This is a genomic window from Pseudomonas sp. P7758 (assembly GCF_013386485.1).
Taxonomy (GTDB): domain Bacteria; phylum Pseudomonadota; class Gammaproteobacteria; order Pseudomonadales; family Pseudomonadaceae; genus Aquipseudomonas.
In genome coordinates this window covers 15,161-39,562 of record NZ_JACARS010000170.1, presented here as the reverse complement: position 1 = coordinate 39,562, position 24,402 = coordinate 15,161, and the positions used below count along the sequence as shown (strand labels likewise).

Annotated in this window: 27 protein-coding genes, 1 tRNA gene and 3 pseudogenes; 18 read left to right on the top strand and 13 right to left on the bottom strand. The window is 56.9% G+C overall.

Going from position 1 to position 24,402, the window contains the following annotated elements:
• The 6 genes and pseudogenes from HX873_RS29075 to HX873_RS29050 all read left to right on the top strand — a co-directional run.
• A partial coding sequence (locus tag HX873_RS29075; protein ID WP_177123581.1) for a hypothetical protein occupies nt 1-1,006 on the top strand: 1,006 nt, incomplete at its 5' end.
• 19 nt (nt 1,007-1,025) lie between these two features.
• Nucleotides 1,026-1,730, top strand: a complete 705-nt coding sequence (locus tag HX873_RS29070) for a bifunctional 2-polyprenyl-6-hydroxyphenol methylase/3-demethylubiquinol 3-O-methyltransferase UbiG (protein ID WP_087693945.1) — start codon at nt 1,026-1,028, stop codon at nt 1,728-1,730.
• A gap of 105 nt (nt 1,731-1,835) precedes the next feature.
• Nucleotides 1,836-2,367, top strand: a pseudogene (locus HX873_RS29065) (glycoside hydrolase family 19 protein).
• A pseudogene (locus HX873_RS29060) lies at nt 2,364-2,654 on the top strand (lysis protein); the annotation flags it as partial. The pseudogenes HX873_RS29065 and HX873_RS29060, both read left to right, overlap by 4 nt.
• Before the next feature lie 41 nt (nt 2,655-2,695).
• Nucleotides 2,696-3,847 (top strand): PepSY domain-containing protein, encoded by a 1,152-nt coding sequence (locus tag HX873_RS29055; protein WP_177123580.1) that lies wholly within the window; start codon nt 2,696-2,698, stop codon nt 3,845-3,847.
• Nucleotides 3,844-4,026, top strand: a complete 183-nt coding sequence (locus HX873_RS29050) for a hypothetical protein (RefSeq protein WP_177123579.1) — start codon at nt 3,844-3,846, stop codon at nt 4,024-4,026. Before HX873_RS29055 ends, HX873_RS29050 begins: the two co-directional genes overlap by 4 nt.
• Nucleotides 4,027-4,051: 25 nt before the next feature.
• Here the strand turns inward: HX873_RS29050 and HX873_RS31885 are convergent.
• The 3 genes and pseudogenes from HX873_RS31885 to HX873_RS29040 form a co-directional block, all read right to left on the bottom strand.
• Nucleotides 4,052-4,190 (bottom strand): annotated as a pseudogene (locus tag HX873_RS31885) (DUF159 family protein); the annotation flags it as partial.
• 28 nt (nt 4,191-4,218) lie between these two features.
• The gene (locus HX873_RS29045; protein ID WP_008435088.1) at nt 4,219-4,557 is read right to left on the bottom strand and encodes a hypothetical protein; all 339 of its coding nucleotides are present in this window, start codon (nt 4,555-4,557) and stop codon (nt 4,219-4,221) included.
• A gap of 121 nt (nt 4,558-4,678) precedes the next feature.
• Nucleotides 4,679-5,647, bottom strand: a complete 969-nt coding sequence (locus tag HX873_RS29040) for an alpha/beta fold hydrolase (RefSeq protein ID WP_256349677.1) — start codon at nt 5,645-5,647, stop codon at nt 4,679-4,681.
• 137 nt (nt 5,648-5,784) lie between these two features.
• On the opposite strand from HX873_RS29040, the gene HX873_RS29035 reads away from it, so the two are divergent.
• From HX873_RS29035 to HX873_RS29025, 3 genes are all read left to right on the top strand, one after another.
• Nucleotides 5,785-6,741, top strand: coding sequence for a GlxA family transcriptional regulator (locus HX873_RS29035; protein WP_177021945.1), 957 nt, complete (start codon nt 5,785-5,787; stop codon nt 6,739-6,741).
• Nucleotides 6,742-7,004: 263 nt separating this feature from the next.
• Complete coding sequence (locus tag HX873_RS29030) at nt 7,005-7,541, top strand: spore coat protein U domain-containing protein (protein WP_177123578.1); 537 nt, start codon at nt 7,005-7,007, stop codon at nt 7,539-7,541.
• Between the two features lie 421 nt (nt 7,542-7,962).
• The gene (locus tag HX873_RS29025) at nt 7,963-8,457 is read left to right on the top strand and encodes a hypothetical protein (RefSeq protein ID WP_087693941.1); all 495 of its coding nucleotides are present in this window, start codon (nt 7,963-7,965) and stop codon (nt 8,455-8,457) included.
• Nucleotides 8,458-8,624: 167 nt separating this feature from the next.
• On the opposite strand, the gene HX873_RS29020 is transcribed toward HX873_RS29025, so the two are convergent.
• The 3 genes from HX873_RS29020 to HX873_RS29010 all read right to left on the bottom strand — a co-directional run bounded on the left by HX873_RS29020 (nt 8,625) and on the right by HX873_RS29010 (nt 10,528).
• Nucleotides 8,625-9,005: a DUF1090 family protein gene (locus HX873_RS29020; RefSeq protein ID WP_003207691.1), complete on the bottom strand. Its 381-nt coding sequence runs from the start codon at nt 9,003-9,005 to the stop codon at nt 8,625-8,627.
• Between the two features lie 239 nt (nt 9,006-9,244).
• Entirely contained in the window at nt 9,245-9,565 is a 321-nt protein-coding gene (locus HX873_RS29015; RefSeq protein ID WP_177123577.1) for a hypothetical protein, read from the bottom strand.
• Between the two features lie 6 nt (nt 9,566-9,571).
• Nucleotides 9,572-10,528: a glycoside hydrolase family 6 protein gene (locus tag HX873_RS29010; RefSeq protein WP_177123576.1), complete on the bottom strand. Its 957-nt coding sequence runs from the start codon at nt 10,526-10,528 to the stop codon at nt 9,572-9,574.
• Nucleotides 10,529-10,673: 145 nt separating this feature from the next.
• On the opposite strand from HX873_RS29010, the gene HX873_RS29005 reads away from it, so the two are divergent.
• Together HX873_RS29005 and HX873_RS29000 are read left to right on the top strand one after the other, a co-directional pair.
• A complete protein-coding gene (locus HX873_RS29005) occupies nt 10,674-11,192 on the top strand; it encodes a DUF1993 family protein (RefSeq protein WP_102368907.1) in 519 nt (172 codons plus the stop codon).
• Nucleotides 11,193-11,272: 80 nt separating this feature from the next.
• Nucleotides 11,273-11,596, top strand: coding sequence for a helix-turn-helix domain-containing protein (locus tag HX873_RS29000; RefSeq protein WP_087693937.1), 324 nt, complete (start codon nt 11,273-11,275; stop codon nt 11,594-11,596).
• A gap of 34 nt (nt 11,597-11,630) precedes the next feature.
• Here HX873_RS29000 and HX873_RS28995 read toward each other — a convergent pair whose 3' ends face one another.
• The 3 genes from HX873_RS28995 to HX873_RS28985 are packed head-to-tail and all read right to left on the bottom strand — an operon-like array spanning nt 11,631 to nt 15,335.
• Nucleotides 11,631-13,004, bottom strand: a complete 1,374-nt coding sequence (locus HX873_RS28995) for a hypothetical protein (protein ID WP_177123575.1) — start codon at nt 13,002-13,004, stop codon at nt 11,631-11,633.
• A 4-nt stretch (nt 13,005-13,008) separates the two neighbouring features.
• Nucleotides 13,009-14,196 (bottom strand): DUF6384 family protein, encoded by a 1,188-nt coding sequence (locus HX873_RS28990; protein WP_177035499.1) that lies wholly within the window; start codon nt 14,194-14,196, stop codon nt 13,009-13,011.
• Entirely contained in the window at nt 14,196-15,335 is a 1,140-nt protein-coding gene (locus HX873_RS28985) for a merozoite surface protein 3b (RefSeq protein ID WP_177123574.1), read from the bottom strand. Before HX873_RS28985 ends, HX873_RS28990 begins: the two co-directional genes overlap by 1 nt.
• Before the next feature lie 211 nt (nt 15,336-15,546).
• Between HX873_RS28985 and HX873_RS28980 the strand changes: the two genes are divergently transcribed.
• Together HX873_RS28980 and HX873_RS28975 are read left to right on the top strand one after the other, a co-directional pair.
• Complete coding sequence (locus tag HX873_RS28980) at nt 15,547-16,155, top strand: LysE family translocator (RefSeq protein WP_177081501.1); 609 nt, start codon at nt 15,547-15,549, stop codon at nt 16,153-16,155.
• Between the two features lie 822 nt (nt 16,156-16,977).
• A tRNA-Leu gene (locus HX873_RS28975) sits at nt 16,978-17,064 on the top strand.
• A 165-nt stretch (nt 17,065-17,229) separates the two neighbouring features.
• Here the strand turns inward: HX873_RS28975 and HX873_RS28970 are convergent.
• Nucleotides 17,230-18,057 (bottom strand): hypothetical protein, encoded by an 828-nt coding sequence (locus tag HX873_RS28970; protein ID WP_008435070.1) that lies wholly within the window; start codon nt 18,055-18,057, stop codon nt 17,230-17,232.
• A 436-nt stretch (nt 18,058-18,493) separates the two neighbouring features.
• Here HX873_RS28970 and HX873_RS28965 point away from each other — a divergent pair, with 436 nt between their 5' ends.
• Nucleotides 18,494-19,522, top strand: coding sequence for an alpha/beta fold hydrolase (locus HX873_RS28965; RefSeq protein WP_177123573.1), 1,029 nt, complete (start codon nt 18,494-18,496; stop codon nt 19,520-19,522).
• A 73-nt stretch (nt 19,523-19,595) separates the two neighbouring features.
• On the opposite strand, the gene xth is transcribed toward HX873_RS28965, so the two are convergent.
• Nucleotides 19,596-20,414, bottom strand: a complete 819-nt coding sequence (gene xth, locus HX873_RS28960; RefSeq protein ID WP_177123572.1) for an exodeoxyribonuclease III — start codon at nt 20,412-20,414, stop codon at nt 19,596-19,598.
• Between the two features lie 251 nt (nt 20,415-20,665).
• Nucleotides 20,666-21,676, bottom strand: coding sequence for an NAD(P)-dependent alcohol dehydrogenase (locus HX873_RS28955; protein WP_102368990.1), 1,011 nt, complete (start codon nt 21,674-21,676; stop codon nt 20,666-20,668).
• Nucleotides 21,677-21,858: 182 nt separating this feature from the next.
• Here HX873_RS28955 and HX873_RS28950 point away from each other — a divergent pair, with 182 nt between their 5' ends.
• From HX873_RS28950 to HX873_RS28940, 3 genes are all read left to right on the top strand, one after another.
• On the top strand, nt 21,859-22,758 hold the full coding sequence (locus HX873_RS28950) for a LysR family transcriptional regulator (protein WP_102370266.1): 900 nt from the start codon (nt 21,859-21,861) through the stop codon (nt 22,756-22,758).
• A 124-nt stretch (nt 22,759-22,882) separates the two neighbouring features.
• Nucleotides 22,883-23,044: a hypothetical protein gene (locus HX873_RS28945; protein WP_166742167.1), complete on the top strand. Its 162-nt coding sequence runs from the start codon at nt 22,883-22,885 to the stop codon at nt 23,042-23,044.
• Nucleotides 23,045-23,049: 5 nt separating this feature from the next.
• Nucleotides 23,050-23,367: a hypothetical protein gene (locus tag HX873_RS28940; RefSeq protein ID WP_032899360.1), complete on the top strand. Its 318-nt coding sequence runs from the start codon at nt 23,050-23,052 to the stop codon at nt 23,365-23,367.
• Nucleotides 23,368-23,418: 51 nt separating this feature from the next.
• Here HX873_RS28940 and HX873_RS28935 read toward each other — a convergent pair whose 3' ends face one another.
• Entirely contained in the window at nt 23,419-23,877 is a 459-nt protein-coding gene (locus HX873_RS28935) for a GNAT family N-acetyltransferase (protein ID WP_003207728.1), read from the bottom strand.
• Between the two features lie 92 nt (nt 23,878-23,969).
• Between HX873_RS28935 and arr the strand changes: the two genes are divergently transcribed.
• A complete protein-coding gene (arr, locus tag HX873_RS28930; protein ID WP_023658807.1) occupies nt 23,970-24,386 on the top strand; it encodes an NAD(+)--rifampin ADP-ribosyltransferase in 417 nt (138 codons plus the stop codon).
• The last annotated feature ends 16 nt before the right edge of the window (nt 24,387-24,402 follow it).

Below are 24,402 nucleotides of genomic sequence, written 5' to 3'. Positions count from 1 at the left end.
TCTTTATGCCGCTATAAGGCTTTGGGTTTATTTGTTTTTTGTTTGTATTTATGCGCTGACTATTGCCAGGGATGATCTTTATAAGTTTTGTGATGTATTTATTTTTCTCTCAAGGTTTTCTGTGGTAATTGCGGTCGCCTCTCTGTTTGTTTTTTATACAGCAGGTGTCTCACTTCTTCTAAATACATATTTTGCAGAGCACTTGATTAGACCGCAAGCATTCTTGTCCGAGCCGTCCTCATTTGCTCCGATTGCTGCGGTATTAATGATTGTTGGGTGGTTAAGAAAATCAAAGATTGATATTGCACTTTCTCTGATCGCTCTAAGCATTACATTCTCTCCTATTTCTATCCTGACAACTTTATTGGCGATTTTTTTGTACTCCTGTTTGTACGGGATAAAAAGTACGTCAGCTAAGATATTTATATTTGTTGTTGCTGTTGTTTCTATGTCGACGCTATTCATGATGGATTGCGCGAATCTTGTTGTAAGCCTTAATGGGTTCGAAAGAACTACTGGCAGGGTTTCGTGCGGAGTTCAAGTTATTTTCGATAGCGGTCTTCGTGATCAGTTACAAGATTTATTTACAAATCAAAGACTTACATCTACATTTATGTCGATGGACCTTGCAAGGCAGTATGGCGGTATACTTCTTGGGTTTGGGCTTAATTCATCATCTATTTTTATGCCGGCTTTGGTTGGGGAGGTTAGAGAGAACTCCTTGTGGATTTCGATGTTTTTGTTCTATGGAATAATCGGAGTTTTAGTATTTCTCTCGCTTGTCGTTCTTGGAATGCTTAGGGCAAGAATGGTTAATAGGGAGTTTGTTGTTTTCTATTTGTCAGTACTTGTTGCCTCTACAATAAATTCTGCCGGTGGCTTTTATCTGTATTCGTTATTGTATTTCTCAGTAATAGTTATACTTTTCGGAAGGAAGTCAAGAGAGGTAGATGGATTTCATACCCAGCAAGAAGCGCATCAAGATGATTTGACTTCTTCTACATAATAAAAAGCGAGAGGGAATTATGGTAGGTGAAAATAAAGAAAATTATCTCTCCTGGAAGGGCTGGGATTGTGATTCCTTTGGTTCGCATAGCAAGTGGCACAGATCCTTTTTTAATTCTGAACTTAAGAGGACGGGCGTTTCAAATATTGAAAGCGTTCTAGAGATTGGGTTTGGAAATGGAGAGTTCATGTCATTCGCTGTTGATTCTGGACTTGAAACTGTAGGGGTCGAGTTAAATGATGAGCTTGTGGGCATGGCTTCATCTATGGGGTATGAGTCATATTCTAGTTTGTCCGATATTCCAAGCGGTAAAAGATTTGATGTTGTCGCAATCTTCGATGTATTAGAGCATATCGATCAGGTTGAAATTCCTGGTTTTTTAGCCGAGGTAAAAAACAAGCTAAATCCTGGCGGTGCAATATTGGCTAGGTTCCCAAATGGCGATAGTCCTCTTGGCCGAATTCATCAGCACGGAGATGTTACGCATAAGACAACTATCGGTAGCGGGAAAATTAGATATTTTGCAGATTCTGTTGGTCTTAGTGTTAGATACTGCGGTGCTCCATCAATGCCAATATTTGGATCTCCTGCTAAATACGCGATTTACAATTTATTCGCGAGACCCATAAGATGGATCTTTGATAGATTCTTTGGTTTTTTATATCTTCAAAGAGTAGACGTGACATTCTCTCCGAATTTAACAGTTGTTCTTGCCTTGGATTGATATACATAACATGGATTTGATCTCACTCAGCTGGATATTCAATAATTGATTGCCACCAAATACAAGCCCGCCAATGAGCGGGCTTTTTTTCGCCTTGAGAAAAGCATGCCGATTACGGCGCAGCAATTGCTGCAGATCCTCTCGAGCTCCGGCCGCCAAGCCGGCGTTTTTGTTCCTGTGCTGAATTCGGCCATGGCCAAGTACGGAATCGTCACTCGACTGCGCATTGCTGCGTTCATCGCCCAGGTCGGGCATGAGTCGGGGCCGTTCCGCTGGCTGAAAGAGTTGTGGGGCCCACAGCGCAGCAGGCAGGCTACGAACGGCGCACCGATTTGGGTAATACGGTGAATGGTGATGGCTTTAAGTACCGTGGCCGCGGCCTGATCCAGATCACCGGGCGGGCCAACTACAAGTCGTGTGGCGATGCCCTGGGCTTGGACCTGATCAATCAGCCCGAACTGCTCGAGCAGCCGCAATACGCCACGATGTCGGCGGCGTGGTTCTGGTCGACGCGGGGCTTAATACCCTGGCGGATCAGGGCGACTTCGTGAAGATCACTCGCCGCATCAATGGCGGAATCAATGGACTGGAAGATCGCCAGGCGCTGTATGACAAAGCGCTGGAGGTGCTGGCATGACGACCATGCAGAAGCTGGCAGGCTTGGCGTCGCTGATCCTGCTGGCCATGGCCGTTAGCGTCGGCGCTGCCTGGAAGGTGCAGGACTGGCGGTTTGACGGGAAGCTGGCAAAGCAGGCGGGGCAATTCCAGACGGACCTTGACGCGATCGGCAATGCCGCTAGCGCCGAGGCCCGCGCCGAGCAGGACAAGCGCCTGGCCATCGAGCAGCAACTGGCCGCCTCCAACCAACAACACACCAAGGAATTATCCGATGCTCAGCGCAATCAGGCTTTGCTGCGTGACCGCCAGCTACGGCGCCCCTGGCGCTTTAAGGAAAACCACCGAGCATGACTGCACGCACCTTGCGTATCTGGTTTCTGGTCCACAAATGGACCAGCCTGATCGCTACCGTTTTCCTGTTGTTGCTGTGCCTGACGGGGCTGCCACTGATCTTTCATGAAGAGATTGAGCACTACTTCGAGCCGCCGCCGCCCCTGCGCCCGCTGACCGCCGATACACCACCAATCGACTACGACACCGTCATTGCCAGTGCATTGGTGGCGCAGCCGGGGGAGGTCGTGCGTTTTGTCGGTTTCGATCCGGAAAGTCCGCTCGGTACGGTGTACACGGCAACGAGCATTATGCCGCCACCGATCGAGGGGCATTCGCAGTCGTTCGATACACGCACTGGCGAGTTATTTCCTGCGGTGCCGCCAGACGAAGGGTTCATGAACCTGATGTTGCGCCTGCATACCGATTTATTCATGGGGTTGCCCGGTTATCTGTTCCTAGGATTCATGGGGCTGCTGTTGGTCGCGGCGCTGGTGCCCGGCGTGGTGGTGTACACACCGTTCATGCGCAAGCTGGACTTCGCCACCGTGCGCAACGGGCGCAGTTCACGCTTGAAATGGCTGGACCTGCATAACGTGCTCGGCATCGTCACCCTCGCCTGGGTGTTGGTGGTGGGGCTGACAGGCGTGATCAATACGCTGGCATTGCCCATTTTCGACTTTTGGCAGAGTGACCAGTTGGCGCAGATGACCGCGCCCTACAAGGATGCGCCGCCGCTGGAGCGCCTCGGGTCGTTGCAAAAAGCGCTGGATACCGCGCGTAAGGCGGCGCCAGGCATGGAGCCCAGCTTCATCGCCTTTCCCGGTACTCAGTTCAGCAGCCAGCACCATTACGCAGTGTTCATGCGCGGCACCACGCCGCTCACTGCGCGATTGCTCAAGCCGGCCCTGGTGGATGCGAGTACCGACGAGCTGACCGACATGCGTGAGATGCCGTTGTACGTGAAAACCTTGCTGGTTTCGCAGCCGCTGCATTTTGGTGATTACGGTGGTGTGCCGCTGAAGATCATCTGGACGCTGCTCGATCTCATCAGCATCGTCATCCTCGGCAGTGGGCTCTACCTGTGGCTGAGCCGTCGCAAGGTACCGTTGCAAAAACGCTTGGATGAATTGCATGCCAGCGGGCCGGAAATGGGGGGCCGATCATGAGGCGCGGACTGTGGATGATCTTTCGCTGGCCGCTGTTGCTCTTTGTTCTAAGCCTGTTCGGATTGCTTTCGGCGCTGATTGGTGACGGCGTCTATGACCTGCTTTCATGGCTCAGCCTGGGGGTGCCGTTGGGGCTGGTCGGGGTGGTTTGGCTGCGTTGGCGTTCAGCCAAACGATGATTGGCGCGATCCTCAGCGCCGTCATCAACAGCGTCAGCTTCCACTCGGTTGCAGGTCGATTTTCTCCCAGCGGCAACTCACCCACGGAGTTCGCCAGGGCATTGCATGCTCAGCGCCGCGACGAAGTCGTGAATGCCGCTGTACTGGGAAAGTCTTCCGCACATGGCCAAGCCCTCAACCTGAAACCTGAGCTTAGACGATGGTTTTCGGGTGAGACATCAGTTCGTTCAGCACACTGCGCAGCCTCTCGGCCTCGCGCGTGCTGAGTCGATCTGAAGTGGTGAGGTTGGCGATCTGCTTCCTCATCGCTGCAGCTTCGGCACCGCGCAGCCTCAGGTATCCGGCAAACTCTTCGTTCTTTGCCTGTGCTTCTGTCAGCATCGCGACCAGGCCGAAGATATCCGCCCGGGCCTTGCGCAGTTGCAGGTTCAGTTCCTGGATCTCGTTCTCGAGCAGCCGGGCATGTTGTTTGTGCATTTCGAGAGGCGTGGGGATGCCAAGCCACCCGCAGGTGTCTTCGTCGATGTTCATAGGAGGTATTTCGAGTGCTGTATGTGTATACAGTATTCGAGATTGGGTGAAGTGGAATGCTTGAGGCGACGAACTGCAGGGTTACCCGACGATCAGCCGGGCGCGGGCCTCCCACTCTTTACTATTTACCGGCGGTGATACGCGCCATGAACTGACGCGTCAGGCTGGCGATCTGCTCGGTTTTTTCATCGAGCGCGAAATGCCCCGCGTCCAGAATATGAACCTCGGCCCCCGGCACATCATCCTTGTAGCGCATGGCTCCCGGCACAATGAACGACGGGTCGTATTTTCCCCACATGACCAACATCGGCGGTTGGTTGTCTTTCAACCATTGCTGCCATTTTGGGTAAGAGGCTACGTTGTTCTGGTAGTCCAGCAACAACGCCGACTGTATCGCCCGCTGGCCCGGACGGGATAAGGCGGCAAACTCGTCCTCCCAAGCATCAGGGTTGTAACGCTCGGGATGAGGGCTGGTGCCCAGATGGCGCTGCTTCGTGCCCTCGTACCCCGTGAACCCATCGACTTGTTCGGGATGTTCGGCGGGAGCCTTCCAGTACTTGGCGATGTTCGCCCACTTGGCACCCAGGCCTTCGTCATAGGCATTGGCGTTCTGGATGATGATGCCGTGCAGTTTTTGCGGCGCGTTGAGGATCATCCGAAAGCCTACCGGGCCGCCGTAGTCCTGCATAAACAGGGTGTATTCATGGATCTGCAATTGCGTGAGCAGCTTGCTCATGGTGTCGGCCAGATGGTCGAACGTGTAGGTGTAGGTCGCGGCCGAGGGCGCGTCGCTTCTGCCGAACCCGGGGTAGTCGGGGGCGATCACGTGATACCGGTCAGCAAGCAGCGGGATCAGCGAGTCCCACATGCGCGAGGACGAAGGGTAGCCATGGAGCAGCACCAGGGGCGGCGCGTCCCTGGGGCCGGCCTCGCGATAAAAAACCCTCACGCCGTCCACGCTGGACCAATGATAGCCAGTGGACTCGGTGGTATAGGGGACGGACGGCACCGGTTCGCTGGCGTGTGCCGGTGCGGTCATCGAAAGAGTGGTCATAAGTGCTCCCAGCGTGCAAAAGGTGGCGATGTTCATTGAGGCCCTGAGCTCTGATTTGCGCATTTCCCGGTGAAATGCAGCTGCGATCAGAGTGAACGCATCCGGGAACTCACACCATTGGCCCAATGACCATTTTTCATTAGAATCGGGCCAATCTCGATCAGGCCCGCCCTATGAAAAAAAGTGTGAAAGTTGCAGTCATCGCCTTTAACGGCATCAGCCCCTTTCACCTTTCTGTGCCGTGCCTCGTATTTGGTAAAGATCGCCGAGTGGGGGATTCGCCCTGGTTTGAATTGGTGGTCTGCGCGGGCGAAGAGGGGGCGCTGGTTACCAACGCCGGTTTCGCGATCCACTGTGACCATGGTTTGGACCAGGTTGCAGGAGCTGACATCGTCATCATTCCCAGCTGGCGGGACGTCACCGAAAGGCCGCCGAGCGCACTCCTCGAAACGCTTCAGGCAGCCCATGAACGGGGCGCGCTGGTGGTCGGCCTGTGCCTGGGGGCGTTCGTGCTTGCCCATGCGGGCCTGCTGTGCGACAAGCGGGCAACCACGCACTGGGCGTGGGCGGCGCATCTGGCGCGAGATTTCCCACGCATTGAAGTGGACCCCAAAGTGCTCTATGTCGAGGCGCAGCAAATCCTGACCTCTGCAGGCGTGGCCGCAGGGCTCGATTGCTGTATTCATATCGTCAGGCGGATCTACGGGCGGGGGGTTGCCAACGCGTTGGCGCGTCAACTGCTGGTTTCCCCCCATCGCGACGGAGGCCAGGCCCAGTTCATCAGCCAGCCTGTTCCTCAAGGCGCAAGCGACCAGCGTCTCGGCCAGTTGCTGGACTGGCTTCGGGCAAACCTGGAACAACCGTTGTCAATCGATCAAGTGGCGACGAGGCTGGCGATGAGTCGACGCAGTTTCACCCGGCACTTCAAGCAACTGACCGGCTCGACGTTTGGCAAGTGGCTCACGAATGAGCGAATCAAGGCCGTCCAACTGCAACTTGAAACAACCGACCACAGCGTCGAGTCGATCGCTGACGCTTGCGGGTTTGGTACAAGCCTGTCGTTACGTCAGCACTTTTTCTCGATCGTGGGCGTGAGCCCCACAACCTACCGGAAGGCTTATCATCGATAGGGAGGTACCTGTAATTTCCGGGTTCCGATACCCGTTCGCTGACGTGCAGCGACGGAGCGAAAACTGGCCAGTGATTCCTGCGGGTACAAGGCCGAAAAGCTCTCCAGGCAACCTCCCGCAAGTGAAAGCGATTGGCCTCGGGCTGGCAGTTTCCTTTTGACTGACTAACCTTCTACGCAACGGCCATCCTTGTACAAGTGTCAAGGGTCTACCTCAGGGACCTGAACCGGCGCGCTGGGTTGGCAAGTCATAAGGAGAGCTTCATGAATGGACTTATCTCAAGAGTCTTACTGGCGTTGACGACACTGGCCTGGATGTCCGGCTCCCAGGCCGCGACCACTGTCACCGGTCAAATCAGTGCGTCGCTGATATTGATCAACAGTTGCCTGGTCAACGGCGTGGGAGGCACCACAGGCTTGAATTTCGGTGCGTTGAACTTTGGTACCGCCAACACCCTGTATACCGAGGCTGATGGGCAAGTGCTGGGCGGCGGCGGGGCGCCTTTGTCTATTCAATGCTCGGCGGGTACTTCGCCGGTATTGACCATCACGTCCGGCGCCAATGATGGCAAATCCACCGGTGGAACGCGTGCCCTGGCAGACGGTGCCGGCCACTTTGCGCCCTATGACATCTACACCGACGCCGCCCACACGCAAATTCTTGCCAACAACGGCACTATCAATCTCACGGCCAGCACCGGGGTTGCGCAAGCCGTGAATATTTACGGTAAATCCCCAGGCAAGGTGGGTTTGCCGGCCGGCACTTATACCGACACGATTGCGGTCACGCTGACGTTTTGAATATGAGGTATATCGCTTGCGGCAATCTTCGGATGCCAAGGGAAATGATTTATTTGCTGTTCCATTTTGAACTCCGTCTTCCATTTTTGAGCGGGAGACGGCATAGATTTATTGATTTTTAAATTGATCTCTACCTGTATCGCATTCACACCCCTAAAGACATCTACGGGATGACAGGAGTTGGATGATCAGGTGCATGCATCATGTTAATATCGCCACCCCTCGTGACCGAGGGGCCTCTGGCGGGCAGGCTGGTCGAGAGAAAATCCACTTGTTTCCTGAGATTTATAGCTTGATGTGCCATTTTTAACGTCCATGGCATGATTTCATGGGCGTTAATCAGCCGATATCCATTTTTCCATTTAAAGCTGCGCTTGCTATGGCAGTAGTTCAGAAACTATACGCCTCAAAAGGAAGAGTCATGGCCGTACCACGCATTATTTTCCCAATAGCCATTGCTGTTGTCGTGCTCGGAGCCGGCACGCTGATCTATCAGGGCCTCAACGGCACAAGCAGCTCGCTGAGCTGCGCAGATGATTTCTCGCAAGCCACGGTTATCGAGGGTGTTAAAGGTACAGTTGCCGGCGACACTACACTAGCCACCAGCCAGGCTGGTGAGTCTGGACATATTCCTTTTGCCAAGCCTTACCATTCGGTCTGGTGCAAATGGACTTCCCCAGAAGATGCAAGCTTCACATTTGATACCACAGGCTCAAAATTCGACACCGTGCTTGCCGTTTATAAAAGCACGAGCCTGAATTCGATGCCGGTGGCCGGCACGAACAATAACCAGTCGGAAAATGATGTAACCAGTGCTGTGACTTTTTCAGCCAAGAAGGGTGAAACCTATTCGATTGCCGTCGATGGGTTTGAAGGTGCTTACGGTAAGTACATCCTCAACTGGGCCAAGAAATAAGCGAACATGGCAGCTGTCGGCGGCCATTGGCTAAGGTGAAGGGGGACGACAATCCTCCACACCAGAAAACCCCGTAGATTAACGTCTACGGGGTTTTTTATTGTCTGCCGGTAAGTACGATGGGCGAAAAAACCGCAATCGCGGGCCTTCTCGCAGGGCAGCCCGACTTACTTGAACAAGCCGCCAATTGCGTTGATCGCATCCGCAGCCTTGTTCACGTTTTGCTGGCGCTGAGGGTTAGTGTCCACTTGTGCCTGAGTGTTGTAGGTACTGTTGCTGCAGCTCTTGTTGGTTTGTGTCAGTGCTGCCTGGAACGCGGTCGCGCGCAACGTATCGCCCTTGGCATTGGCCGCATTGATATTGGTCTGCAGGTCGCGGATCTGTTGCTGGCAGGAGGCACTGTTGGCGTTGACGGTGTTGTTGCTGTTGCCGGCACCCCCCAAGGCAGATGACAGGGCACCGGTGAGGGCAGACAGGTCGGCGGCGTGGGCGGGCAAAGTGAACAGGCTGAACAGGGCGGCGGCTGGGGCGAGTTTGGAAAGACGCATGGCAAACCTCAATGTTTTATTGCCTGCGCATCTCCGGGGGCCCGAGCAGGCGCAGAACAATATCCGTATAGAGGTGAGCGCTCGGGTGGGGCGAAATATATTTGGTCAAATTTTGACCTTCAACCGTGAAACTCCATAAATGTGAGTTGTTTCACGTTGTTTGTCTGGCATTGACGACGTATCAAGGTGAGGGCACGAGCCCGAGTGATTCGCGATGCAAGCTGAAACGCCTGGGTGCTTCACTTGGCGCAACAAATACCCGATAGCTTCACCAGCAGTGTCAGCGCGACGATTGCCCAGCCAAAGTTGAGTGCGACAAACATCCATTCCGGCGGATTTGTACCCAGGGAAATCGTCGAGGTAATCGTCAAGAAAACCATCAAAAGACCAATTGGGAGCCAGAACCAGAGGTGTTTCTGGCGCTGGCACACCTCTATGTGCAGCGGGCTATCTTCATGGAGCGTCATGTGTTGTCGGCCTCGGTAACCTGCTGCTTCCCTGCCGATGTTCAGCTCAAGAGCGCTATCCTGAGCAATGAATCCAGGTGATGCAAGGCTCATTCGCCGTTAGTGTCCATCAATCAGGCGAAGTGCCAGTTCGGCACTGAAGGTGCCTGCCGCCGGGCCTTCATGACAATCGGTTTTCGTCGAAGACGCACCGTCCGAATTGCCCGGGAGTTTGATCCATAGGGCAACCAACCGTGGCGAAAGCACTTGCGGTGGCATGCCCAGTCTGCGCCCCACCGGGTTGCACCAGTCTCCAGGATTCGCACCATTGCCGTTGCGGCTGGTATCCACCGCCACGGCTTTTGTATAGGCGTATTCGCTTAACAACCTGGCATTGATGGCATCACCATAACTGCGCACCTGGGCGAGGGTGTAGAAGTTGGCGATATTCAGGGCAAACCCCCGGATCTGTTTCACCCCGGCTGCATTCAACGCATCGGCCATGGCGCCTGGGGATTTCCAGCCTGGATTGCCAGCGTCCAGATAAACATCGGCATGGCGTGCGCGCTGGTTGAACCCCGATACGGCGTAATTGATTAGCCCCAGCCGCTCGGCGCGCTTGTTCTTGTCCAGGCACTGCAGGTCTGCCAGTGCGTCCGGCTCCAAGATAACCAGCGCCGGCTGGTCTCCAATGCCTTTGATCAGTTGGTCTATCCAGCCCCGGTACTCCGCCGCTGCCGGTGCGCCACCCTTCGAGGCGCCACCGCTGCAGTCGCGGTGGGGCAGGTTATAGGCCACCAAAATCGGTGTTTTATCAGCACTGGCGGCAGAGGTTACATAGCGATTGACGCGCTCGGCCAGCGTTCCTATGGCCTGGCTGGTGCCGGTCAGCCACAGGGCACTGGGCACCTCGGCAATGGTTGAGCGGATGCTTGCAGTGGCAGGCGTATCGGGGTGCTGCTGGACCCACTGTGCGGCGGTGGACTGCGGGTTGACGTAGAACCCATCACTCGCCTGGGCAGCAGGCAGCATCGACAGGCAGATAAAGCCGGCGGCAAGGGTGGCGATCTTTAGCACGCTCTACACCAGTAAGAGGGGCGGGCGGCCAAGGTAAGTCGGCTCGCCGCTGACGTCACGTGAAGCTGCATGAAGCTTGCCGGCTAGCCGCGCAGACCGTGCCCATGGCATGCTCCCACGCTCAGCATCCAGTCAAGGAAGAACGATGTCGACCTATGTAATCACCGTCCCTTGCTTTGCGCAGATGTTGCGCTCGCTCAAGGGGCTTTTGTCCAAAGGCGAGGCGCATGCCGGCGAGTTGGGCTATGACCCGCGAAACCTGCTGAGCGCGCGGCTGGCGCCCGACATGCACACCCTCGCAACGCAAATCCGGTTTGCGTGCACCCAGGCCCAGGAATCGGTCCAGCGTCTCACCCATCAACCGCTGCCGGTTCTGAGCACACCCGCAACCCTGAGCGAGGCGCGTGGGTTGATCGAGCAAACCCTGCAAGCCCTCGCCTCGGCAGATCGCGAACTCATCGACAGCAGCGAGCGCGCTATCTCGATAGAACTTCCCGACGGTACTATTTTCGACATGACTGCCTACGAATACGCGGTCAATTGGGCCATTCCACAGTTCTATTTTCACCTGATGACCGCCTATAACATCCTTCGCCATAACGGTGTGCCGCTCGGCAAGGCCGATTACGTGCCGCATATGTTCGCCTTCGTGCGCACGCAATAGGTAGCCACCCGAATGAATAGACCCCGCTCCTGCGCATAAGCGTATGGTGGGTGTTAAACACGTTTATTGAGGTACCCGCCATGGACGATAAACTCGGCACCCGCCTGAAAGAGGAACGCAAGATCCTGGGGCTCTCCCAACAGGAGTTTGGTGCGATTGGCGGTGTGGGTGCGAATGCTCAGGTGCACTACGAAAGTGGCGCGCGGGCGCCCAAGTCCGATTACCTGATTGCCATCCGGCATAAAGGCGTGGACGTGCTTTACGTGTTGACGGGGGAAAGGGCGGTTATCAACCAGGCCACCCTGAGTGACAAGGAGACGTTGATCATCAACCACTACCGCACGCTGGACGGGCTGGATCAGGATGCGATTGCGCAGATCACTTCCTCGTTGTCTGACAGCTAGCAACGAGGAAGTCCCGGATTTGCTTCGCGCCAGGCTAGAAGCTGTCGGTCGTCCTGAAGCTGCCGCCGCCTGTACTGCCTGACGTCGAAAAGCTGGCCGTGTTGTTATTGCTGCTTTCGACGGTGGCGACGCCAAGGACGACAGGGCTGATCGATGCGCTGACATAGCCTCGCGTCGCCCCTGCCGCTACCTGACTGCGGCGCACGATTTTAAGGCCCCGGCTAAGCACATCCACAACCTGGCCAAGGGTTGCACCCTGGGTCATGTAGCTCTCTACCAGACGCTCGAAGTCAGTCGACAGGTCAAAATAAACATCGCGGCCGGTAAACGCATCGTTGCGAACTTTGCGCTCCAGGTCTTTGGCACGCTGGTAGCTGTTCTGGTGTACCACGGCCTCTTCCTGGGTATCCGCCAGTTGCTGTACCACCGCTTTCAAGCGCAGGTTCAGGGTTTGCAGTTGCTCGACGATCAGGTCGTCGGCGTCGTCCGGGGTGTGGCTGGCCAGGTCGATCAATTCGCCGATGCTGCGGGTTTTCAACTGGTCAGTGAGCAACTGGCGTGCGCGCTGGTACTGCGGGTCTTCGTTGCGTGAGTAGCTGCCGAGTTTTTCCTGGATGGCATTGGCCTGGCGCTTGGCGTTGTCGACTACGCGTTGCAGGGTGTCGAGCTCGGGTTGAATTGCGGCCTGTCCCAACTGGTCACGTGCCTGAGCCAGTTGCGCATCGACGCTGGCACTCAAGGTGCTGATCAGGGCGATGCGCTCGGCCTGCAAGGCCTCGTTTCGCTCACCAAGGGCGATCAGGCTCAGCTCGTTCTTGCGGTTGGCGAGGTAGTTCACCTTAGTCGCCAGCCAGTTGTCCATCCAGCGGTTCAGGCGGTTGCGCCGGTATTGGTCGGTGCCGAAGGCGTGTCCGCGCAGGTAGACGTAGACCAGGTTGGTATCAAAGGTCGGACGCTTCAGTGCGCACTCCTGGCGCAAGTCTTCATAACCGCTGACGTGTTCTCGGTGGGCGGCCTGGGCCAGGTCCAGTTGCTCGACCTGGCGGGCGTAGTCGGGGTTTTGTTCCAGGGATTGCCGGGCTTGCTGGTCGAGGGTGTCGGCTCGCGCTTGCAGTTTTTCCTTGCCCGCCAGCGCCTGGGCCACGGTCTGCTCAGCGTCGCGCAGTTGCTGGTGGAGCTGGTCCTGGGACTGTTGGCGCAGGTTCAGGGCGGCGGCGACTTGCTCGTTCTGCGTGTTGCCCTGGTTCAGGTGCAGGGCCGCGATTTTACCCAGGCGCTGGGTAATGTCCTGCTCCAGCGCCAGTTGCTCGCCGAGCAGTTCAGACAGGTGTTGCTCGGCCGTGCGAATCCTCAGCTCGGCGTTGCGGGAGTTACGTTCGGTGATGCCGATCAGGGTGTCAGGCGTCATGTCTTCACCACTCCAATATCGTTTCGAGCGGATCGGTGGTCCGTTGGCTCAAATAGGTGACTTCCATCCTGCCGGCCGGCTTGCGGCCGATCACACGGTTGGTCAGGTGGCCGTCGTCGAGTTTGTCGGCCTTGACCTTCAGGTATTCGGCCTGCGGTACCCGCACAGCGAACTGGCTGGCCCACGCGCCGGTGCCGGTCTCACTGCTGACGGTGGGCAGTAGAACCGGCCTGTCCGACAGGTCGACGGCTTCGACAACCAAATACCAGCTCTTGCCCTGGGTCGAACCAGGATTGGAATTACACAGCGCCTTGTCGTAGCAGCGCTCGACACCGGACGGCGTGCCTGGCCGGTCGACAACCCGAATGGTCACCTCCTTGGGGATCAGTTCGGTGTTGGCACGCAGGGCCCTGAGTTGGCCGCCGGCTTTTTCGATTTCGAATTTCCCGATGAGGTCTTTGATCATGACCAATTCGGCCTGCATGCCCCGCGTCGCTTTACTGTCGGCGGCGGGCAGGTGAATGTCGGCGACTTTGCGGGTCAACTCGTTGAGCTGGTCGGTCATCGGCTGGACTGCCTTGACCTTGGCTAAAAACGCCTCCAGCACGCCGATCTGCTCACTGGCGTAATCGACCCCGGAGGTATCGACCATGGCCAGGGCATGTTCGGCCTTGGTATTCAGTCGGGGCAAGGCACTGAACAGGTCGCCGCCCTCAATATAGGCCGGGTCCTGTTGCACGGCGCTCAAGCGAGCCTTCAGGTGGGCGATGTCTGATTGTTTTTGTGCCGCGTTCGTCTCGACGGCGATGGCCGCTCTTTGAGCCTCTTGGATCTCGTGTCTGGCGACCATCACCCGGCTGCATTGCACCACCAGCAAGGTGACCGCGATGAGCTGGATGACGAGTATGCCGCGATGCCGCCTGAGCAGTACTTTGCTCCAGAAGCGGTCAAGCGCACTCAGTTCCGGGGCCTCGAACACCAGGCGTTTGGAAAAGAATTCGCGCACGCCCTGATCGATCTGCGCTTCGGTAAATTGAATGCCGTTGTTCTGGTAATACTCGCGGATGCGCGCCGCCACTTCTGCGCGGCGTTGGGGCAGGCTCAAGTCCTTTTCCACCGCCATCTGCTGGTGGCGCAGTTGATCCACCAGCGCCATCGCGCCGAGTTGCTCGGAGAGAAGAATGTCGCTCATCAAGCGGCCTTGGTCAGCAATGCGGCGAACTTGCGTTTGGCCTCTTCGACGGCTTCGGCGATGTCACGGGACGCCTTGCTGGATTCAGCGCGGTAGGTTTCCGTCAGGCCGTGCATGTCCGTCTGGAAACTCAGGGTGGCGTCGGCCAGGGCGCGCACCGAGTCGACCTTGATGGTGGAGCCATAGCTGGCCTTGACCGCTGCTTCCAATTGGGTGTTGCCGGTGCTGCCCAGGGCTTCAAGACCCTTGCTGATGCCCTCGGTGGTGGCGTTCAGCGTGTTGGTGGCTTCGGCCAGTCCACTGTTGCTGGTGAACGACACCGCGAGGCCGGTCAACACCACTTCGTTGGTAGAGAAGAACGAGACCATGCGCTGGTACTGGCGCTCCTTGATCACATGCACCTGGTTGATCCGGGCGAAGACCATTTCGGCCGTGTTGTAGCCGACCTTCAGGTCATCGGCGATGTCCTTGACGATCTGGTAGCGCTTGTCTTCGTCCTGCAGCGCGCGTACGGCTTCGTCACGGCGCAATTCCAAGGCCGCGCGTTCGGCCGGCGCCAGGGTTTCGGCAGCCGTGACTTGGGCGTTGGCCTCGTTCAAGGCCTGGGTACGCTGCTCCAGGACCTGGCCGGCCAGGGCGAGCACCTGTTGGGCATCGACCTCGGCCGCTTTCATGGCCATGCGAAAATCCAGGTAGGCCTCCAGAATCACCGTTTCCCGGGAGATCTGGTCATTGGCCGACTTGCACACCTGCAGGTAGTTTTCACGGATCTCGCTGAAGCGGCTGGGGATCGAGCCACGACGCAGGTTCATCCAGCTCAGCTTGAGCTTCTCCAGCGTATCCAGGCGCCCATCATCCATCCAGCCCGCCATGGCCGCAGCGTCTTCGCGAATCGAGGTGAAGCTCTGGGTGATGTCCATGAAGCGCGTGGAGATATCCATGCCGGCGATCTGCTCGCGAACCACGCTGTTAAAGGTGGTCGACTGTTGCAGCACGGCAGCGATAGCGGTGACTTTGGCGGTGTCGTACTGGGCCACGCGGTCCAGCAATACCAGTACCGGTGCGTCTGGAACCGGCTGCAGAAGATTGATGCCCAGGGTCCGCAGGCCCGTCAGCGCGCGGTCGAGGTAGTTGCTCATCGAGTGTCCTTTCAGGATGTGTTCAGCACAGGGTGCAGAGAAGGGCGCAAGTATACCGATCAATGAAGGCAAACCAATGGCAGTTTGGTTGGAGGGCGCTTGTTGGCAGGCCTGGCGAAGTGTATGACCGTATCTACCCGTAGCTGTACGGGGCGCAGGCTGGCGCAACGTTCTACTGTCACGGCCACAGTACTCGTTCGGATGTCGCGCCATGCTCATGTCTTCAAGCCTGCTTTCAGCCTTCGCGCTGTTCGCCTTTGTGTCCTCAATCACCCCTGGTCCCAATAACACCATGTTGCTGGCGTCCGGGGTGAACTTCGGTTTTATTCGCTCGATCCCCCATGCACTGGGCATCAGCATTGGCTTCATGTTGTTGGTGATCGCCGTGGGCCTGGGCCTGGGAGAAGTGTTCAAGGCGTTGCCGTGGGCCTACACCGTATTGCGTTATGTGGGGGCGGCGTATTTGCTGTACCTCGCCTGGAAAATCGCAACGTCCAGCGCGATGTCCGATGACACCGATAACAAGCGCAAACCCATGACGTTTCTCGGTGCGGCGGCCTTCCAGTGGGTCAACCCCAAGGCCTGGGTCATGGCATTGGGCGCGATCACCACCTACACGCCTGCCGAGGGTTATGTCACCAACGTGCTGTTGATTGCTGCGGTGTTTGCCTTGGTAAACCTGCCCAGCGTTTGCGTATGGGCCGGCTGTGGCAGCGGCTTGCGCAATGTACTGCGCGAGCCACGCTGGTTGCGGGTGTTCAACTGGTCGATGGCGGCGCTGTTGGTGCTGTCGTTGTATCCGATGTTTTTTGCCGGCTGACACGCCCTCTGACCTCCAGCGGGTTGCGTCAGCAGGCCATGGATCCTAGACCGGTGAGATGGTGGCCAGCAGACCAATTGCGATGGTCAGCGCAAGAAAACCGAACAGGAAAAATGCCATCTTAGCCATAAGGCCTCCGAAATGAACGGGCCGGCAGGACGGTTCCTGCCGGGCTCCACGGGCGTGTCGGGAGTGGGTGTATTGTCAGGGCAGGGCGGTTTTCGATACAGGGGCAGATGCAGAAGAAAAAAGCGTATCAGATGGGCCGGGGCGCCGCAGGAGCAGGAAAGCCGGGGATGATCATTTTGGGGTATCAGGGAATAAACAGCGGCTCAGTAACTTGTGGGCGGGACTGCTGAAGGAACTAACCTTTTGCGTGGAGTATCGTATCCACGATTTTCGTGGGAGGTTGAAGGCGAACTGCGTCGTGCGTGGCTATTCTCAAGCGGCGCTGGGAGGGTTCCTTGAAGTGATTTCATCGGGGCGAGTAGGCAAATGGGCAAGACATTAGCTGCGCTGTCGTTTTTGATGACCCTGGTTTGGGTTTCAGTGGTTATTGCGGTAATGACTTATTTTTCCTGATGCACGTGGGGCACGGGTGCGGCACCTGGTGAAGCGGTCGGTATCGCCATTGCCCACTCCCGCCTGCAAAATCTGTAGATGACTGATCTGGCGAGCTTTTTTGTTTGCCAGGGCGCCACTTGATTGTTTGAAAAAGCCCGCACCCGACCTTGCATCGAGGGGGCTGGATCTATATATTCCCTAGCCTGCTGCAACGCTCAAGGGCTTTTAACGCTGCTTGGCCTGCTGCATAGCGCTACCGCCCGAATGGCGAAACTGGTAGACGCATGGGACTTAAAATCCCCCGCTCGTAAGGGCGTGCCGGTTCGATTCCGGCTTCGGGCACCATCTAAAATCAAGGGTTTGCGGGCGAAAGCTGATGCAAGCCCTTGTTTGTTTCCGGTCGGCAATTGTTCAACAGGTCCGCAATCCACTTCGTTTGCGAGGCTTCCTTGCCTTCTGCGTTGCAGATGCACCGCCCGGTCATCGCAACAGTACTGCGCTACCTCAACCTCAGTTCTTCGCGCGGTTCAATAGAAATTCGTACCGGCGCTTATCGATAAAGATCGAATAACGTAATCCTCCGTCGCCGCTCGGCTGAAGAATGCTGTGGGTCTTGGATTTATGGAAAGGGTGGCTGTAAAGAGAGGGAAGGTCTGAATAGGCATAGCTTTCAAAATGCAGTTCGTCGCCTACCCAATGCACCTCGTTGTACAGGAAGTGCCAGTTTTTGCTGGAAGCCATGTAGAGGTAGGCACTGCCGTTGGGACCCATGATGACTTCTACCTCCAGCTCACCTTTGTCATTTGCCCACTTGCCAATATATCGCTCCATACCGGAGTGGGCAGGTATCCCGGGATCCGCTACAAAATCACTGGCCTTGAAAGGGGTTTTGCGCGCAGCTTCAGCGGCGGCGTTTGGATAAAGGGCACACAGCGGTGCGACGTTACTGACTTTTACGTAGTTGAAGGTCAGGCTCGTATCCGAAACATCCATGCTCAGCGTCATGGTCTGCGGGTCGAATGCCAGGACCTTCAGGTCGAAGTTGTCTGAAGGTGATTTGAGATGGATGACCTTTCCATCGTCGGACACCTTGAAGTCGCTCACTTCTTTTTCCTGGTGCTTCCCGGGTTCAGCGCAGTTGAATGGATGCAATGTGGCTTTGGCATCAGCGCTGTATTCGACCACGTTGGCAATTCCGTTGCGCAGAGGAACCATGGCCCAGATGCCAACTACGTTATCTTGAGTCGCCAGCGCGTGCGTCGAAGGCTTGGCGCCATGGTTGGCACACCCGGTCATCATCAAGGTGGCCAGGGAAATTGTCAGAACGTTGATCCGCATCGGGCTTATCCATAAGAGTGTTCGCATTGATCCATCTGTCGCGGTTGGCGACCTTCTGGCAGGCAAGCATCATAAGGGATCGTTACGCCACAGTGCAGACCCAGAGGTGATTCTGCCGATAGGGCGCGCGGGTGAAGTGAACATCTGAAACCAGATGCATGCCTCGCTCTTGCAGGGCTTCGGTCAGTTGTACGAGTGTCTCTGCCTGGATAGTCATTGCTGTTACCTCGTCAGATTTACTGCGTTCATAATTCTTGACCGGCCGGGCAACTGGCTAATTCAAATTTTCTACAACGTTGATTGACGTGTGGTTGCTTTAGTTCTTTTGCTCCCGCTCCCAGGATAAGCGCGACCTGAAAATATGCGGGCAGTGGTGCTCATTCACCCGAGGTGACCTACAGTGAGACATCGCGCCGGAATGACATGAGGAGATCCTATGTCCACTTTCAAGCTGACTTCGCGCGTCTTCAGTACGCCCCGTCACACAACGCATTATCTGGAATCGGGACCTGCCGATGGGGCATTGATGATGTTCCTGCATGGTTGGCCCGAACTCGGTTTGATCTGGCGTGCACAGATGGAAGCGTTCTCTGCCCAAGGCTGGCACTGTGTCGCACCCGATATGCGCGGCTATGGCGGCTCTTCGGCGCCGGCCGCGATCAATGCGTACACGATTGAAAACATCGTGGCAGACATGACAGAGCTGCATGACCATCTCGGTGGAACGCCCGCCATCTGGGTGGGCCACGATTGGGGCAGCGTCGTGGCCGGTGAACTGGTCGCCCATGAACCTTGGCGCAGCCGCGGCGTTGTGCTGGTTTCGGTTCCGTACTTTCCTTCCACGAACGCGCTGGCGACGCTCATACCGCTGGTTGACCGAGGGATTTACCCGGTCGACCAGTATCCAGACGGCCAATGGGACTATTACCGCTACTACAACACGCATTTTGCGTCCGCCGTGGCTGATCTTGACGCGGACAAAGCAGCATCGCTGGCGTCGATTTATCGAAGAGGCGACCCTGCAAGCATCGCCAGGGTCGCCTCCAATGCCGAAGTGACCCGCAAAGGCGGGCGGTTTGGCGAAGCGCACCGGGCTCCCCCGACGCCGCCAGACCCGGCGCTCTGGCCCGAGACGGACTTCGCGGCACTGGTGCGCACGTTCGAGGAGCATGGTTTCCGCACGCCCTGCGCGTGGTATCTGAACGACGATGCCAACATCGAATACGCCCATCGCGCACCCGATGGCGGCCGCCTGTCCATGCCCGTCCTGTTTGTGAACGGTGATTACGACCCGATGAATACCATCAACGGCAATCAGTTGGGCGATCCAATGCGCGCGGCCTGCGCAGACCTCACAGTGACGAGCCTGCCTGGCGGGCATTGGCTGCCGGTGGAGTGCAAGGCCGAACTCGTTGAGGCCATAAGTCGCTGGCTGAAGCTCGCGAAATTTGCGCCCAATCAGTAAGCCCGGATCACACCTTGGGATGGGTGAGTCGGGGATCGGCACGTGTGCCGATAGTCTGCGTCGTGGCTTGTGATCAACTGCGTTTTGGCTTCTTTCTTGACCGGGTTTGCCGTGATGAGATCTCGATCCACGTCGGCGCATGATCACTGGCATGCTCTTCACCCCGTACCCATGCATCTACGCCGACGTTTTTCAGGTACGGGGCGAGTACCGGGTTGAGCAGCAGATGGTCGATGCGCAGCCCGGAATTCTTCTGCCAATGCTGACGGAAATAATCCCAAAACGTGTACACCCGCTCTTCCGGGTACAGCTGCCTCAGCGAGTCGATCCAGCCCTGGGAAAGCAACCTTTGAAAGCACTCACGGCTTTCTGGCTGGAGGAGGGCATCCTTGAGCCATGAGCGGGTGTTGTAGATGTCCAGGTCGGTGGGCACCACGTTGTAGTCACCCGCGAGGACCACCGGATGTTCGCTGGCCTGCAGTGTTGCGGCGTGGGAGATCAGGTGTTCGAACCACGCGAGCTTGTAATCAAATTTTGGCCCGGGTTGCGGGTTTCCGTTGGGCAGGTACAGGCATCCGACAATCACGCCATGGACAGCCGCTTCCAGGTATCGAGACTGCGAGTCGTCCTTGGCTCCCGGCAAGCCCTCATGGATCAAAAGGGGTTCGGAATCCCGCGCGAGAATTGCCACTCCGTTCCAGGAAGCCTGGCCATGGTGCAATGAGCCATAGCCCGCCGCCTCAAGTTCTCCAGCGGGGAACGCGTTGTCCTGAGCCTTCAGTTCCTGCAGGCAGACGATGTCCGGGCGCTCCTTTTCCAGCCACTGCAGAAGGTTGGGCAGTCGCGTCTTTATGCCGTTGACATTGAATGTCGCGATCTTGAGGTTCTGCATGGCGTCGGTCCTTCAATGTGCCGGGTGCGCCGGGTGTTCGGCCACCGTGGGGGTAGGGGGACTACCCTTGCTCATTTGGCGATGTCCCCTATACCGGTTTAGTCGCAAAGCCTCTTTTCGACTACACCAAACCTGTGTTGCTCCATAAATAACAGGAACCGGTCTTTGAACGACCATTGGTGTCATTCGTGAACCGCCTGGGCAAATCCCGCAGCAATCACCTGCCTGTGTGAAACGCCCGGCGGTCGACTTTACCCGACCTTGATGACCACTTTGCCAAAGGCGCCCCTGGCCAAGTGTTCGTATGCCTGGCGCGCTTGATCGAAGGCGTACACACGGTCGATTACCGGGCGAATCCTGTGCTCGCTCAGGAACGCGTTCATGCGGTCGAACGATGAGCGCGGCGCTACGGCAATGCCGCGAATGGTTGTTTGCCGGAATATCATCGGCATCAGGTTCAATGCAGACGTCTGGCCCGTCAGGAATCCGATCTGGGCGATACGTCCACCGACCCTGGTCGCGGCGATCGATTGATTGATGCCATCTCCGCCTGCGACGTCCAGGAGCAGGTCCACGCCCTTGCCATCGGTGAGTTTCAGGACTTCCTCTGCCCAGCCAGGATGCGTGCGATAGTTCACACTGGCGACCGCCCCCAGTTTTTTCATAGCCTCCAGATTTTCATCCCGACTGGAGGTGACAATAACCTTGGCGCCGAGGGCGGTTGCGATTTGCGCAGCGAAAACCGAAACCCCACCGGTACCTTGAACCAGCACCGTTTGGCCCGCCTCGACCTGGCCGAAATCAACCAGCGCGTACCAGGCCGTCAATGCGGCAATCGGAAGAGTCGCGGCTTCCTCATCCGACAGGTTGTCGGGGACACGTACTGCGCTGTCCTCATGGATGATCATGTATTGCGCCAGGCCGCCGGGCAAAGGCGAGCCGAAGCAGTAGTCGGGTTCATCCGGCCCAGGCATGCCGTCCAGCCAGCGGGAGTAGAGATGCGAGTTGACCCGGTCGCCAATAGCGAAACGGCTGACACCGTCACCTGTTGCTACGACAACGCCTGCCGCGTCGCTGACGGGAATCAATGGCTTGGGCACCTTGTGGGGCTCGTAGATGCCATCGACGATGGCCTTGTCCCGGAAGTTCAGCGAAACGGCCCCCACCTTTACCAGCAGCTCTCCCGCCTTGGGGACGGGGGTCTCGGCGTCCCCTTGTACCAGGTTGTCCAAACCGAAATCTTTCAGAAGCCACGCTTTCATTTTCTGTCTCCAGCAACGGTGAATGGGCAGGGGAGGCAAGTGCCTCCTTGTTGTTGGGGCCATTGTTGAGGTTTCGCAGCGCGGCATAAATGGGCAGAATCCAACAGCATTGTTATTCTGGAGAGTAACAATCAACCCTTCACCGGCTTCCCGGGGACAGACGTATGGCGCTTCTACAGTCGATGCAGGTATTTGCCAAGCTGGCGGAGTTGGGCAGCTTCACAAAAGTCGCGGAGGCGACGCAGACCGGCCGTCCCTATGTCACGCGCACTATTCAGGAACTGGAGGCGTCCCTGGGTGTGCGCCTGTTCCAGCGCACGACGCGTAAAGTCAAGCTGACGGCTGAGGGCGAACGATTTTACGAGCGTGTCAAAGAGATTCTGGCCACCATCGCAGAAACCACTTCCATGTTCGACCGCAGTGGCTCGACGCTGAGTGGGCGGCTTCGGATTGATATTCCCACAGCGTTTTCCCAGCACGGGTTCATGGAAAGCCTCAGGCAATTTACCGAGGCATTTCCCGAGATCGAACTGGCACTCGGCGTGACCGACCGCAGGGTAGACCTGGTGGCGGAAGGCATCGATTGCGTATTGCGAATCGGTGATCTCCCGGATTCCAGCCTGGTAGCCAGGGAAATAGGCAGCGCAATCATGGTGACCTGTGCATCTGCAAGTTATCTCCAGGCCTACGGGGTACCGGAAACCCTGGCGGACCTTGCCGGCCACCGGTGCGTCGGCTTTCTTTCGGGTCAAAACAACAGGCCGCTGCCTTGGCACTTCTCGATGGCGGGCGAGGACCATCCACACACTCCACGCGGCGGTATCACCGTGAACGAGTCCAACGCATACGTTCAATGCGGCGTTGCAGGCTTCGGCATTATTCAAGCACCGGGGATTACCGTCGGGGCGTACCTCGCCAGTGGAGAACTGGTTGAAGTACTCGGCGCACTTCGTCCGACACCGCGCCTGGTTTCCGTGCTTTACCCCAGCCGATCCCATCTTGCACCCCAGGTGAATGCATTTGTGGATTGGCTGAAAAAGCACTTTCCGGTTGTGCACCCCGACTGGTTCAACGCTCACTGATCCTGCAGAAGCACTTCGCGGCAGACCGAGAGGGGGCAGGTTGTTCAGGCGGGCTGTCGGAACGTATGATCGCAGCGAGCGCCCTTTTCCGGGCGCTGAGACTCACCCTTTGAAGGACATGAGCATGGAAAAGCACTTCGGTAATTCAGGCCTGTTCAAGGCTGCTTCGTATCACTGCAACACGCTCCTGGGCAGCGGCATTGCTCGCTGGGAGCTGAAAAATATTGCGTTGAATACGAAGGAGTTTTTGATATGTCCAAAGAACTACTCGGAGTTTCTGCTCTAGGGTTGATGGTGGTGGGGGAGTTTTGTGCAATCTACAGCGAGGTGGTAACCGCCAGGCTTGCCCAGACAGGGCATGGTTCATGGGAGGCGTTCGTCCTTCCCGTTGTGCTGATGTGTTTTGCCGGGCTTTGCCTGTTGGGTGCGTATTGGCTGGGGTACGTGGCGGTCGGTGATATCTGGGTCGTCACCGTGGTCTCAGTCACCTCCCTGTTGCTGCTTGAGCCCGTGGTGGTCTGGGCGCTGTTCCATGAAGCACCAGGGCGTGGCGCACTCATCGGGTTTGTCCTCGGCGCCTTGGGCATGCTTGCTACTGTATTGCTTTGACTCCGCCCTCTGGCCCGGCAATCAAACGCCGGGCCAGCTCGCCTCAAATGGTCACAGCTTCATCTTGAAGCCTGTGTGGGTTGGCAAGAACCCCAGGGACTCATAAAACCTATGAGCATCTGGCCGCGTACGATCACAGGTAAGCTGGATCAGTTGGCAGTGGCGCTGACGTGCTTGCTCAAACGACCATTCGAAGAATTGCCGGCCCAATCCGCTCCCACGCATTCGCTCGTGCACGCGGACGGCTTCGATTTGAGCTCGCCATGCGCCCCGATGAGAAATATTCGGAATGAAAGAAAGTTGGAGAGTACCGACCACCTCTTCATCAGCCACAGCGACGGCAAGAAACTGGTTCGGGTCTGCGTCGATGGCCTCAAACGCTCGTGTGTAGGAACTCTGAAGCGGAAGACTGCTATCTTCTCGAACAGCCCCCAGGGAGTCATTTGCCAGCAGCAAAACAATGAAAGGCAAGTCGTCGATACTGGCGCGTCGTATGGTCAGATTCGTCACAACGGTTTCCTGAGGTGCGGTGGTATAGAGGAACCCCGCCGATGGGGGCATTCGCATCCAAACATAACATTCATCCACGGAGTAACGAGCCCATGTCAAATACCGCTGGCATGTTCATCCGTCAGTTCTTTCACGGTACCCGGGCCGACCTGGAGCCGGGCGATCTGATCCGCGTCGGCTACCCGTCCAACTTTACAGAAGGTAAAGCACTGTCCTGGGTTTACTTTGCGGGCACGCTGGATGCCGCCATCTGGGGGGCTGAGCTGGCGCTCGGCAGTGGGCGGGAACGGATTTATGTTGTGGAGCCAACGGGGGCAATCATGGATGACCCCAACGTGACGGATAAGAAGTTTCCCGGCAATCCCACGCTTTCCTATCGCTCCACTGACCCTTTGCGCGTCGTGGCGGAGGTCACGAAATGGCACGGGCATCCGCCTGAACGGTTGCAGCAGATGAAGGACAATCTCGCGCGCTTGAAGGCCGAGGGTCGCGACGTGATCATTGACTGATATCATCGGGCACAAG